The 11,975-nt window shown below is 46.0% G+C and carries 10 protein-coding genes; 4 read left to right on the plus strand and 6 right to left on the minus strand.

Annotated features, from left to right (window positions below):
- Positions 1 to 54: 54 nt before the first annotated feature.
- The gene (locus tag KYK27_RS04655; RefSeq protein ID WP_199108825.1) at positions 55 to 636 is read right to left on the minus strand and encodes a DUF4142 domain-containing protein; all 582 of its coding nucleotides are present in this window, start codon (positions 634 to 636) and stop codon (positions 55 to 57) included.
- Between the two features lie 215 nt (positions 637 to 851).
- Between KYK27_RS04655 and KYK27_RS04660 the strand changes: the two genes are divergently transcribed.
- Entirely contained in the window at positions 852 to 1,568 is a 717-nt protein-coding gene (locus KYK27_RS04660) for an ABC transporter ATP-binding protein (protein ID WP_199108826.1), read from the plus strand.
- A 70-nt stretch (positions 1,569 to 1,638) separates the two neighbouring features.
- Here KYK27_RS04660 and KYK27_RS04665 read toward each other — a convergent pair whose 3' ends face one another.
- The 4 genes from KYK27_RS04665 to asnS all read right to left on the minus strand — a co-directional run bounded on the left by KYK27_RS04665 (position 1,639) and on the right by asnS (position 6,408).
- Entirely contained in the window at positions 1,639 to 2,367 is a 729-nt protein-coding gene (locus KYK27_RS04665; RefSeq protein ID WP_199108827.1) for a hypothetical protein, read from the minus strand.
- 172 nt (positions 2,368 to 2,539) lie between these two features.
- A complete protein-coding gene (locus tag KYK27_RS04670; protein ID WP_199108828.1) occupies positions 2,540 to 3,322 on the minus strand; it encodes an enoyl-CoA hydratase-related protein in 783 nt (260 codons plus the stop codon).
- A 979-nt stretch (positions 3,323 to 4,301) separates the two neighbouring features.
- Positions 4,302 to 4,889, minus strand: coding sequence for a porin family protein (locus tag KYK27_RS04675; protein WP_199108829.1), 588 nt, complete (start codon positions 4,887 to 4,889; stop codon positions 4,302 to 4,304).
- Positions 4,890 to 4,968: 79 nt separating this feature from the next.
- Positions 4,969 to 6,408 carry an asparagine--tRNA ligase gene (asnS, locus tag KYK27_RS04680; RefSeq protein ID WP_199108830.1) on the minus strand — a complete coding sequence of 480 codons (1,440 nt, stop codon included), beginning with the start codon at positions 6,406 to 6,408 and terminating at the stop codon, positions 4,969 to 4,971.
- A 287-nt stretch (positions 6,409 to 6,695) separates the two neighbouring features.
- Between asnS and rpoN the strand changes: the two genes are divergently transcribed.
- From rpoN to KYK27_RS04695, 3 genes are all read left to right on the plus strand, one after another.
- Positions 6,696 to 8,147 (plus strand): RNA polymerase factor sigma-54, encoded by a 1,452-nt coding sequence (gene rpoN / locus KYK27_RS04685; RefSeq protein WP_199108831.1) that lies wholly within the window; start codon positions 6,696 to 6,698, stop codon positions 8,145 to 8,147.
- Between the two features lie 83 nt (positions 8,148 to 8,230).
- Entirely contained in the window at positions 8,231 to 8,851 is a 621-nt protein-coding gene (locus KYK27_RS04690) for a hypothetical protein (RefSeq protein ID WP_317195886.1), read from the plus strand.
- 941 nt (positions 8,852 to 9,792) lie between these two features.
- Positions 9,793 to 11,331: a hypothetical protein gene (locus KYK27_RS04695; RefSeq protein WP_199108832.1), complete on the plus strand. Its 1,539-nt coding sequence runs from the start codon at positions 9,793 to 9,795 to the stop codon at positions 11,329 to 11,331.
- 68 nt (positions 11,332 to 11,399) lie between these two features.
- On the opposite strand, the gene KYK27_RS04700 is transcribed toward KYK27_RS04695, so the two are convergent.
- Positions 11,400 to 11,933: a DUF4168 domain-containing protein gene (locus tag KYK27_RS04700; RefSeq protein WP_199108833.1), complete on the minus strand. Its 534-nt coding sequence runs from the start codon at positions 11,931 to 11,933 to the stop codon at positions 11,400 to 11,402.
- Positions 11,934 to 11,975: the final 42 nt, after the last annotated feature.

Below are 11,975 nucleotides of genomic sequence, written 5' to 3' on the forward strand. Positions count from 1 at the left end.
TAAGTATAGTTACTTACAGATGCTTCTATATGTTTTAAAGATTTATGCGCCGGTTTATTTTTTCTGTTTATCCAGCATATCGTTTATCTGTTTGGCACGGTCAAGATGTTTGCGCAGGGTAACAACTGTTTTACTGGCAAAGGCTTTTACTTCCGGGTCCTGCAGGTTTTGTGCAGCTTCGTCAAATTCTTTTACATCATCCTCGTGGTCATCCACCATCAGGTCCATGTAGGCATTATCAAAGTCAGCACCAGTTTTATCACGCAGGTTGTTAATGTGATCCATGTGGTCTTTGCTCATGCTATCAGGCAAAATGATACTTTTGGTGCCTGCCAGTGCTTTTAGCTCATCGTTTGCCTTGGTATGGTCGGTTACCATCATTTGTGCAAAGCTTTTCACATCGGCGTGCTGTGCTTTTTGCTGGGCTATTTTGCCAAGCTCTACCTCCATCATACCGCCGCTGGCTGCTTCGGTCATAAATTCTGAGACGTCATCTTTTGTCTCTTCCATAGGCGTATCTTCAAACGCCTGTTCGTTTGCTTCCTGTGCTTCCTCTACTGGTTCCTTTTTCTGATTACAGCTAAAGCCGAATAGCAAAGCACATGCAATTAATGTTGTTGATGTTAATTTTTTCATAGTTTTATAGTTTGTTAAGTTGTACATTATCAAGTTGCAACATATTTTATACGCCCTAATAATCATCTGGTTATAACGTAAGTTGCTATAGCCAGCCACTAATGCTCAGGCTTTGTCTAATGCCATTCGTTTTTGCGTAAAGAGTATAGTTACTTTGCTGTTTGTTATTATAGTTTCAGGCTTAAACTATAGTTTTGCCTCTAAATCCCAGCTCTATGAAAAAAGAATTACACACGCTGTTTAAAGCATTTTTATTCCTGCTGTGCCTGCTATCCTTACAAGTAGCTTCGGCGCAGCGTGGGCAAGAGCAGGACCCGGACGCGCCAGACATAAAAGAGATAGACAAAGCGCACGACCGTATCATAAAATTGCACCCGGTACAGTTAGGCGAAATATACCTGTCGCTGGAAAAGCTACGGACAGAGCGTGTAGCCAACGAATACGGGATCGGGTATATCTATAAAAGTTACCTGAAAGACGGGACAGAGGATTGGGAAGATTTTGAAGCGAAAGATGTGATGGGGGTAGCCGTACACATGAGCCAGCGCCACTACACTTCCAAAAAGAAAAGCGCTCCATTCGGTTTTTTTCATGGGCCGGTATTTGGCTATCGCTTTCTGCTCTTCGACAAAGATGTTTTTGAATTGCCCGAGCAGGACCCCACCTCGCCCAACTACCGCTTTGTAGGCCGCCTGTACCAGCACTCGTTAGACCTTAGCTACCAGATTGGGTATCAGCACCTGTTAGGCAGGCATTTTACACTGGAACTTGCCGGTGCGCTGGGTGGCCGTGTAAAATATGCCAAAGCCAGCAGTGCTGACGAGTTATTGCCTGAGCACATAATCGGCTACGAACTCATCCGCGACGAAAGTTCTTACATTGCAGCAACACCGCTCGGCAAACTTAAATTTTCTGTGGGTTATTCCTTTTGACACCTTTACAAGATAAAAGCCTGCTGCATAACGCAACAGGCTTTTATCTTGTAGACCTTAATAGCTATAGTTACTTTACAATTTTGTTTAGCACTGTGTAAGACTGCAGCTTCCCGTTTTTATAAGCTTCTGACCGTACCATACCAACTCCCGGCACAAAATATTCTACTGTCTGGAGGCGCGTTGCCGGCATGTTCATTCCCATTGCTCTGGTCTGCATTTCCATGTCCTGGTTTATTTTAAAAGCACTATAGGCGCCGGCTGGCACATGTATACTTTCCTTATCACCCACGGTACGTTCCGTTATGTTCATAACAATAGAAGTTAACGCCTGGCCGCTTTGCTTATCCAGCACATCAATAGTAAAGGTACCATCGTCCAGTTTCTGCCCTGTTGTTAACATTAAAGGATAATTTAAATGGTCACCATGCATCTTCACATCCATATTCTGGTAAGCCGCAAACATTTCCGGATCCATCATAGATCGTATATCAACCAGGATGCTTCCGTTCTGACAGGTAACAGTATAATCACTTTCGGTGGCGAGCTCCCCTTTTTCGTCGAAGACCTTACTATGCAGGGTAGCTTCCGTTTTTGTAGGACTGCTGTTAACAGATGTCACTTTGTACTGTACCCTGCCTGTCAGCTTATCTTTTTTATCATAGTTTGCCAGTTCATATTCGGCGTTGTTGTGGAGCATATAATACCCAGAACAATCCTGGGCCAATACCCGCACCGGCACTGAAACTATAGTTGCTACTATAAAAACAAACAGAAAGGAAAATATCTTATTCTTCATGTGTCTACAGATTTGGTTAAAGGATTTCAGGCAGGCAACTATAACATATGGTTGATCAGCACAACCCCACAAGCTATAAGTACGAACATAAAACGTAAACAGCTTTTAGTAACTATAAAAAAAGCCGGAGCATGGCCCCGGCTTCTGATATCGTTTAAACTATAAGCTATAGTTATGCTCCTTTAAATTCGGGTTTCCGTTTCTCGTTAAAGGCTGTTACACCTTCTTTATAGTCAGCAGAATTACCGGCAATCTTCTGGCAATGAGCTTCATAATCCAGCATCTCATCCAGAGATGAATTGAAAGACTTGTTCAGCATTTTCTTCATCAGGCCGATGGCTTTGGTTGGCGCTACAGCATAGCGGGCCGCAAGTTCTGCTACTGCCGCATCCAGTTCTTCCGGTGCCACTACCTTGTTTACCATACCCAGCTGCAAAGCTTCTTCCGCAGATACTTTTGAGCCCAGCGTGCTCAGTTCAAATGCCTTAAGCGAGCCAACGACACGCGGCAGGAAAAACGAGGAACCGGAATCCAGCACCAGTCCTACATTTACAAATACTTCTATCATACTAGCCGCCGTAGATGCTACTACCATATCGCAAGCCAAGGCCAGCGAGCAACCCGCTCCTGCAGCTACCCCATTCAGCTTACAGATGATCGGCTTTGGTAAGTTGCGCATGGCACGTATAATCGGGTTATAGCGTTTCTCCAGCGACTCTGAAAGATCACGTTTGCTGGCACTGGCAATGGCCTTCAGATCCTGACCGGAGCAGAAAGCTTTTCCAGCACCGGTCAATATTACTACACGCACATTATCATCGCGGGTTACCTGTTTCAGGGCATCCTGCAGATCGTAGCTTTGCTGGTCGTTAAAGGCATTAAATACATCTGGTCGGTTTAATGTGATGGTTGCCACACCATCCTGCACGTCATATAGTAAGCACTCGTAAGTCATAGTCTAATGGGTTTGTTTTGTAGTTATTCAAAGGTAATGAAGATGGGGTTAAGTGCAAAGTCAATGTGCTAAAGGCCAATTTGCTTTTGTAATTCTTACAATTTGAGAAAAGCTTGATCGTATGGTTTCTATTTTGCCATTTTGAGTATAAGCTAAGACCTAGCAGAGGGCGCAGCTCCTGCTAGCGTCTGAGCTATTGTTGATTTACTTCTCTTTTGTCATTTCGAACAAAGTGAGAAATCTATCTCAGCTTATAGTTGAGATTACTACTATTCGAACCAAGCCTTCCTTTCATAGCTGCTTCTAATCCTGGGAGCTTTACAAGCCTATAGTTTCAATTTAGCTTTGGTGCCCTCAGGGCCGGGAGGCCCCGTCTTCGGGCATCGCGCGGTGTACATTTCTTTTGTTCGTTCCTCACAATACCTTTGGTACCAGAAATCTACAAGGCGCTCAACCCAAAGACTGAGATCTATCGATAGCTATAGTACTTTTATAGTTTGAACCGGTAAGCTTCGAGATTGATCGTGGTGAGAGTTTCGTAGGGCCAAGTAAACTTGGCCTGCTCATGGTCGGTAACTATAGAATTATAGCTTAGAAATTTGCAAAGCGGTAATTGTCCCCTCGAGGGGACTACAGGGGTGTTGAAACGGTAACTATAGAACTATAGCTCAAACTATTCCTACAACAAGAATTCCCCTCTCGGGAGGGGTAGGGGTGGGTTAAAAACAGCAACTATAAAACTTTAGCCACCAACTATAGCAGTAACCTAAAGCTCCCCGCCTTAGACAAGGAGGGGCTGGGGGTGGTTGGACTACGGCAACTATGAACCTATAAACCGTATCTAAACAAAACCTGAAACCCTTCCTCTCAAAAGAACCAATGCTGGATTACAGCGAAAGTCTTTTAGTTATCAAAACGCTTAACACGATGATAATAGACAAGCGATCATCAACCGATCTGCAGCGGTGTAACATTACCTCTATTTCTGGCTGATGCAGAAGCTGAGGCTTGCCTGTACCGTTTGGTTGTATGCCTTAAAGTCTTTGTAGATGCTTGACAGGCCTACATGGTGGCGGACACCAAACGTAAGCTTGCTCTCGTTGCCAACCGAAAAGCCATAGGCAAAGCCAAAGTCATTTCCTTTTGCTTTGTTATCCGTCACGTCGATAGCCTCATATTCGTACTTAGCTTTTAAAAGGAGTGCTGCATAAGGGCCAGCCTGTATGCTAAAACTTGGGGCAGGGTAATATTTCAGCATGATCGGGATGGCTAAGTAATGCATCAAAAGGTGGCCACGCCCTTTCTCTCCCGCACCCTGCAGCGAATATTGTATCTCCGGCTGAATACCAAAATGCTCGCTCTCCATATACAATGCGTAAATGCCGGCGTTTGCCCCAAACTGCCTCTCCAGGTTCTGCATATCTCCCGAAAAAGTGGACAGGTTTGCCCCACCTTTAATGCCGGTATAACTTCTTTTGGCGAACTGTTCTTGCTGAGAGTTATCCTGCGCCATACTGCCGCTGCCCAGGCAGGTTAAAAAAAGCAATAGAAAGTAAAATTTGTTCATATGAAAAAGGTTGGGTTGAATGATAAACGCCCGGCTAAATTATAGCCAGGCGTTTGATAACTATAAACTATAGTTCAGTTTAAAACTCTGCGTTCTGCGGTGTTCTCGGGAAAGGAATTACGTCGCGGATGTTGCCCATGCCGGTAACGAACTGCACCATACGCTCGAAGCCCAGACCAAAACCAGCATGCGGACAGCCACCGAAACGGCGTGTATCCAGGTACCACCACAGGTCTTCTTCGTGTATGCCTACGCCTTTCATGCGCTCCACTAGTATATCCAGACGCTCTTCGCGTTGCGAACCGCCTACAATCTCGCCAATCCCCGGGGCAAGTATATCCATTGCCGCAACGGTTTTGCCGTCGTCGTTCAGGCGCATGTAGAATGCTTTAATGTCTTTCGGATAGTCGGTAACTATAACCGGCTTCTTGAAGTGCTTCTCTACCAGGTAGCGCTCGTGCTCACTTTGTAGGTCAATACCCCAGCTAACTTCGTACTGGAATTTCTTCTTTTTGTAGTGATTTGAGTTCAGCAGAATGTCGATCGCCTCGGTATAAGTTACGCGCTCAAAGTCGTTGTTTACTACAAACTCCAGCTTTTCGAGCAAGGTCATTTCCTGGCGTTCGTTCTGAGGCTTGGCTTTATCTTCTTCTGTTAAGCGCTGGCCTAAGAATTCAATATCCTCGCGGTTGTTTTCCAGTGCATAACGGATGATGTACTTGATAAATTCTTCGGCCAGGTCGGCGTTCATTTTCAGGTCGTAGAAAGCCATTTCCGGCTCTATCATCCAGAACTCCGCCAGGTGGCGTGTAGTGTTAGAGTTTTCAGCTCTGAACGTAGGTCCGAATGTATAAATATCACTGAACGCCATCGCTGCCAACTCACCTTCCAACTGACCAGAAACCGTCAGGTTAGTCGCTTTACCGAAGAAGTCTTCCGCATAGTTTACTGCACCGTCTTCTGTTTTAGGTGGATTAATAGGATCCAGTGTAGTTACCCGGAACATCTCGCCAGCTCCTTCTGCATCCGAAGCGGTGATGATCGGCGTGTGCATGTAAACGAAGCCCTTTTCGTTAAAGAACCTGTGCACCGCAAATGCCAGCGTGTTGCGCACTCTGAAAACAGCCCCAAACGTATTGGTACGGAAACGCAGGTGTGCTATCTCACGCAAAAACTCCAGCGAGTGTGCTTTCTTCTGTAATGGATATGCTTCCGGGTCAGCTTTACCCAGTACTTCTATGGATTTAGCCTGCACTTCAAACGCCTGTCCTTTGCCCTGCGATGCCACCAGCTCACCGGTAATAGAAACGGCAGCGCCGGTCGTAACGTCTTTCAGAGCTTCTTCGCTGAAATTATTGGCATCGGCTACAACCTGTATCGTATTTATAGTAGAGCCGTCGTTAACGGCAATAAAGTTCACATACTTATTTCCGCGCTTGGTGCGCACCCAGCCTTTCAGCAGAACCTCTTTGCCCGCTTCGGCGCCTGTCAGCAGGTCTTTAACTTTTGTGCGTTGCATGTAACGTTGCGTTTATGTAATTTAAATGTAGCCTGATGTTAAAGGTATAAAGAATTGACCGGAATTTTAACGGCCCTATGCATTTAACTATAGCCATAGTTTATACCCTTCAGCCTACAAAGGTAAGCCAGAAACTATAAAAAGCGATAAACGCACCTGAGTGGCTGGACGTTCTTAACAAAAAATGTGCTAAACACACGAATTTTCAACCTTTTGTTGATATTGCGAGTAAAATTATTCTAAATTTGAAATACGGGGAACCGTCACTGATAACCAATTCTTAACCCATGCAGCGTCTCGACTTAAGACAACTTTTACAGCAGAAGCTATCGCCGCAGCAGATACAATTTATCAAGCTGTTGCAGATACCTACGGCCGAGCTGGAGATGCGCATTAAAGAAGAACTGGAAATAAACCCTGCCCTGGAAGAGGGCGCCGACCAGCCTGAAGACCAGTACAACGACTCTGATTCGGAAGAATACGGTGATAACGACGATGACTACGGCAAAGATGATGTAGACATTAACGACTACCTGAACGATGATGAGATAAGCGGCTATAAGATGCAGGGCGACCGTGGCGGCGAAGACGAAGATGACCGTGAGATGCCGATTGCTGTAGCCTCGTCGCTTACCGATCAGTTGATGGACCAGCTGGGTTTCCTGGACCTGGATGACAAGCAGCACATTATTGGCATGCAACTTATAGGCAGTATCGATAATGATGGCTACATCCGCCGTGACCTGAGTGCTATTGCCAACGACCTGGCTTTTTCGCAGAACATTGAGACCAGTGAGGAGGAGATAGAAGAAGTGCTGCACATGATTCAGACCTTCGACCCGGCCGGTATTGCTGCGCGCGATTTGCCGGAGTGTCTGCTGCTGCAACTGCACCGCCGCGACCAGGACGAAACAATTATACTGGCCGAGCGCATTCTGGAAGATGCCTTTGATGAGTTTACCAAAAAGCATTACCAGAAAATACAGTCGAAGTTTGGCGTATCGGAAGATGAGTTGAAAAAAGCCATAGACATCATTACAAAGCTGAACCCGAAGCCAGGTGGCGCCGGAGCCGGCATGACGCGCATTCAGTACATCATCCCAGACTTTATACTTACTAACAATAACGGCCAACTGGAACTGTCGCTTAACTCGCGTAACGCTCCGGATTTACGTATCAGTCGCTCGTATGCCGATATGTTTGATGCCTATGACAAATCAGACAAGAAGGATAAAAAGCTGAAGGAGACCGTGACGTTTGTGAAGCAGAAACTGGATGCAGCCAAGTGGTTTATAGATGCCATACGCCAGCGCCAGAACACGTTGCTGCGGACTATGGAATCCATCATCAAGTATCAGCATAACTTCTTTTTAGAGGGTGATGAAAGCGAACTCCGCCCGATGATCCTGAAAGACATTGCCGAAGATATTGGCATGGACATCAGTACGGTAAGCCGTGTGGCCAACAGCAAAGCCGTGCAGACTGAATTTGGCATTTACCCGCTCAAATATTTCTTCTCAGAAGGTATCGCAACCGACTCTGGCGAAGATGCCAGCAGCCGTGAAGTAAAGCATATTCTGAAAGAAATTATAGATGGTGAAAGCAAACGCAAACCACTGTCGGACGAAAAAATAGAGCAGATACTGAACGAGAAAGGCTACAACATTGCCCGCCGTACCGTCGCCAAATACCGTGAGCAGCTAAATATACCTGTAGCCCGCCTGCGCAAAGAGCTTTAATTGTTGATTGCTAATTGTTAATTGCTGGATTTCGGGAAGTATAACTTTCTAACTTTTTAACTCTCTAACTTTCTAACTTTCCTGTGAATCGTTCGCTCGCGAAAGCCCTGTCTGTAGTGTTACACCCGCTGTTGCTGCCAACATACCTTTTTGCGTTTATACTTTATTACTTGCCCGCTCCGGCGCTTTCGCTTCCTATGCAAAGCCGCTGGATTGTGCTGGGGATGATCTTTTTCACCACTTTTATTATTCCCGGTTTAGGTGCTTACACCATGGTGCGCTCCGGCCAGCTAGACTCTATGGAAATGGAGCGTCGTGAGCAACGCCGCCTGCCATTACTTTTCACCAGCCTGTGTTATGGCATCACCACTTACCTGCTCTACCGCGAGCCCGCCTTCGATGAGATCTTTTATTTTATCATGGCAATTATCACCGCATCAGTACTGCTGACCTATGGCATTTCACTGTTCTGGAAAGTAAGTGCGCACAGTGTAGGTGTTGGTGGAGCTTTAGGCTTGCTTTTGCTGTTGAGCAGACTGGTGCCGGATGTGCCGATGCTTTTACCGATCTCCCTAAGTATAGTTTTAACCGGTGCGGTTCTATCTGCTCGTTTAGCATTACACGCACATTCTCCTGCAGAAGTATATACTGGCTTCGGAAGCGGCCTTTTGCTTGCACTTACTGCCGGGATGTTTGCATTGTAAAATCTGAATGACTAATTCAGGGTGATTGATTTTAAGGTTCTGTGGTTTTGCTATAGTTGTGATTATAGTTCTATAGTTAGCCATTTTGCTGGCGAGAGCGTCCTCGCTCGTGACTTGCTATGGTGTTGAGTCTCCTGACTCAACTGGCCCGGTAGGGACGGGGAAAAGTAGTAGCGTTGGCTATAGTTTTATAGTTGTGGTTTTAACCCACCCCTGCCCCTCCCAAGAGGGAATTACGGCTACAGTTGTAGTTTGATTTATCGTTTTATAGTTGCTGTTTGTCATCCCCTACCCCCTTTAAAGGGGGACTTTCTGCTGTACTAATTCACAAACTATAGTTCTATTTCTACTTACCATGAGCAGGACAGGTGTACCTGTCCCTTCGGAATTATGATCCCGATCAAACTCGAAGCTTGCCAGTTAAAACTATAGACAAGCTATAGCTATGCGAAACTTCGCAGTCTTTGGGTGGAGCGCCTTGTAGATTTCTGGTGCTGAAAGCATTGTGAGGGACGAACAAAAGAAATGTACACCGCGCGATGCCCGAAGACGGGGCCTCCCGGCCGTGAGGGCACCAAAGCCAACTATAGAACTGTAAATGAGTAGAGCTCCCAGGATGAAAGGAAATTTGAAAGGATAGCTTAGTTCGGATAGTAGAGTAGCAAGCTATAGCATTGTAGCTTCTCAAACTATAAGCTGGGATAGATTTCTCACTCCGTTCGAAATGACAAAAGAGAAGTAAATTAACTAGAATCCAGACACTAGCAGGAGCTGCGCACGCTGCTAGGTCTTACTACTCCTGTTAATCCCAATTCAGCCACTGTTAGTCATACTATCAAATCCATTAAAACAACTTTAAAAAATAACTTTACCTCCCTCTAAAATCATAACTTCTGGCTGGAAATTTGCTAGTTATACCTCGTAAATCGTATATTAACACTATGCATAAATTCATCCTAACCCTGCTCCTGTTTATGGGCTTTGCGCAAATGGCTAGTGCCCAGCGCGAGTTTGCCAATCTGGAGCTGCCACTTCGCCAACCAGAAGACCTGGTTTCTGTGGCCGACGATAACGGGAATGTTTGCTTGTATTTTTATCAGAATAATAAGCTGCATTTCACGCTTGTATCTCCTACAGGAGAAGTACTGGCACAGCACGAGATTCCTTACCGCTGGAACCGGGACCCGCAGGTGTTGGGTACACGTGTAACCGACACAGATTTTATTTTTTACAGCCGCTACGAGAATGGTCGCCGTGATTATGTGCGTCCGTTTGCCATTAACCGTAAAACCGGAGCTTTCAGAAGCTTGCAGGATGTAGAGCTCGACAAAGAACGTAACACTTATTTTGTTGGTGGCTTTGGCGACGACGAGCACTTTTACATGCTGTATACCGACCGGAAAGACCGCCTGCACCTGTATCGTAGCAGCGATTCGCCGGAAGGCTTAGCAAAAATGGAGCGCCAGATATTTGAGCCTAACCTGCCTGATACCCGGACTAAAGATACCCGCCTGATGGACCTGGTGTATGTGCATCCGGACATGGAGCAGACTGTAGTAGCCGGTTACCATAGTGGCAAGATCTATAGTCGTGATGGCAACATTTACATTATTTTTGATGGCCAGTCGCTGAAAGACCTTAACCGAAAAGAAGCGACAACAGAAATACTGGCTTTGAACTGGGACACCGGTAAAACAACTTACCGCACGTTGCCGGCACTGGAACAACGCAATGACCCTTCGTTTAACTCTTTCCTGTTCCGCGATACACTGTTCAGGCTGCAGCTCGACCGCGACAAGCTGAACCTTACAGCTTATAATTTCAACACGCTGGAGCCTGTAAAAACCTACACCTTTAGCGGCGATCAGGACATAGCCATTAAGTCTACGCCGGTTTATCAGCGTGGCATGCGTGGCTTATTTGCTTCTGATGTAGATACCGTGAAGCAGACATCGAAAGTAATGAAGAAACTGGCGGAAGGCTTGCCTGCCATTACAGTAAATGCTTTTACGGATAGCACAATACAGTTAACGATAGGCTCTTACGATCCGCCGGGAGAGCGAAACACATCTTCAGATATGTCGCGCATGGTGCGTACTCCAGACCAGTACTACCGAACTTCGCGCGGCCTGATGATGATACCTGGCCGTTGGGTGCCGGCTTATAACATACCAAACTATTACCTTAACTCGCCCTATTACAGCCGCTACTTTTACGACCCCTACGGGCAAGGTGGCAGCCGTCCTTCCGGACCAGGTATAAGCACTTATTTCAGGGCTGTGCTGGATGATAACACCTTGGCAAAAACTGATAACGGCACGAAGGAGTTGGTGCAGGACAAAGTAGACAAGTTTGAGCAGGAGCTGAAATCGGAGCCGGACTATAAAACGGTGTACCGCTACGGCAACAAACTGCATTATGGCTACTACGACCGCAAATCAAAAACCTTCCGGATTATGGAGTTCGCCCCGGGAAACTAAAGACATGAGAATACAAATGAAAAACGCTGCCCCTTTTAGGAGCAGCGTTTTTTTATAGGTTAGACCTTCTACTTCTGACCCATTAATTGCTGCACTTTGGCCTGCATGGCCGGATCCTGCTTAACGGCAAGCATTATCTGCTCATACTTTTCTACTGTCATTCCATCCTTTACAATAGCCTTTTCCATATCCTGTTCCATTGTTGGCTGCATTTCCATCATGCGCTGTGCCGCCTTGTTAAATGCAGCAAACTCTTCAGCCGTGGCATTAACTTCGCTCATTTTCTGCTGCTGATGCGCTTTCGCCATCTCACTGAATTTCTCCACACTCAGTTTCTCTTCCGCCAAAATAGCAAGCATCGCTTTCTCCCCTTCCTGTTGTATAACCATCAGGCGGTTATTGGCATCGGCAAACTGCTTTAGATCTGCATCGGTGAAGTTAGTGACTGGGGTAGTTTGCGGAGTAGTCTGTTCTGTTTTAGGCTGAACCGGCGGCGTCTGTTGCTTTTTCTTCTGTGCAAAAGCTGTATTGGTGACAGTACCTGCTCCAACTATAAGTACAGCCACAGCAAGTCCCTTCAGTTTATTATTGATCATGTTCATAAGAATCCTGGTTAGATATGATAAAATGGATGAGTTAAAGGC

It is taken from the genome of Pontibacter populi (assembly GCF_019336435.1).
Classification (GTDB): domain Bacteria; phylum Bacteroidota; class Bacteroidia; order Cytophagales; family Hymenobacteraceae; genus Pontibacter; species Pontibacter humidus.

Bases quoted from the DNA above. Each gene is read 5' to 3' on its own strand.
- KYK27_RS04655 (WP_199108825.1), bottom strand. From the start codon at position 636: ATGAAAAAATTAACATCAACAACATTAATTGCATGTGCTTTGCTATTC.
- KYK27_RS04660 (WP_199108826.1), top strand. From the start codon at position 852: ATGAAAAAAGAATTACACACGCTGTTTAAAGCATTTTTATTCCTGCTG.
- KYK27_RS04665 (WP_199108827.1), bottom strand. From the start codon at position 2,367: ATGAAGAATAAGATATTTTCCTTTCTGTTTGTTTTTATAGTAGCAACT.
- KYK27_RS04670 (WP_199108828.1), bottom strand. From the start codon at position 3,322: ATGACTTACGAGTGCTTACTATATGACGTGCAGGATGGTGTGGCAACC.
- KYK27_RS04675 (WP_199108829.1), bottom strand. From the start codon at position 4,889: ATGAACAAATTTTACTTTCTATTGCTTTTTTTAACCTGCCTGGGCAGC.
- asnS (WP_199108830.1), bottom strand. From the start codon at position 6,408: ATGCAACGCACAAAAGTTAAAGACCTGCTGACAGGCGCCGAAGCGGGC.
- rpoN (WP_199108831.1), top strand. From the start codon at position 6,696: ATGCAGCGTCTCGACTTAAGACAACTTTTACAGCAGAAGCTATCGCCG.
- KYK27_RS04695 (WP_199108832.1), top strand. From the start codon at position 9,793: ATGCATAAATTCATCCTAACCCTGCTCCTGTTTATGGGCTTTGCGCAA.
- KYK27_RS04700 (WP_199108833.1), bottom strand. From the start codon at position 11,933: ATGAACATGATCAATAATAAACTGAAGGGACTTGCTGTGGCTGTACTT.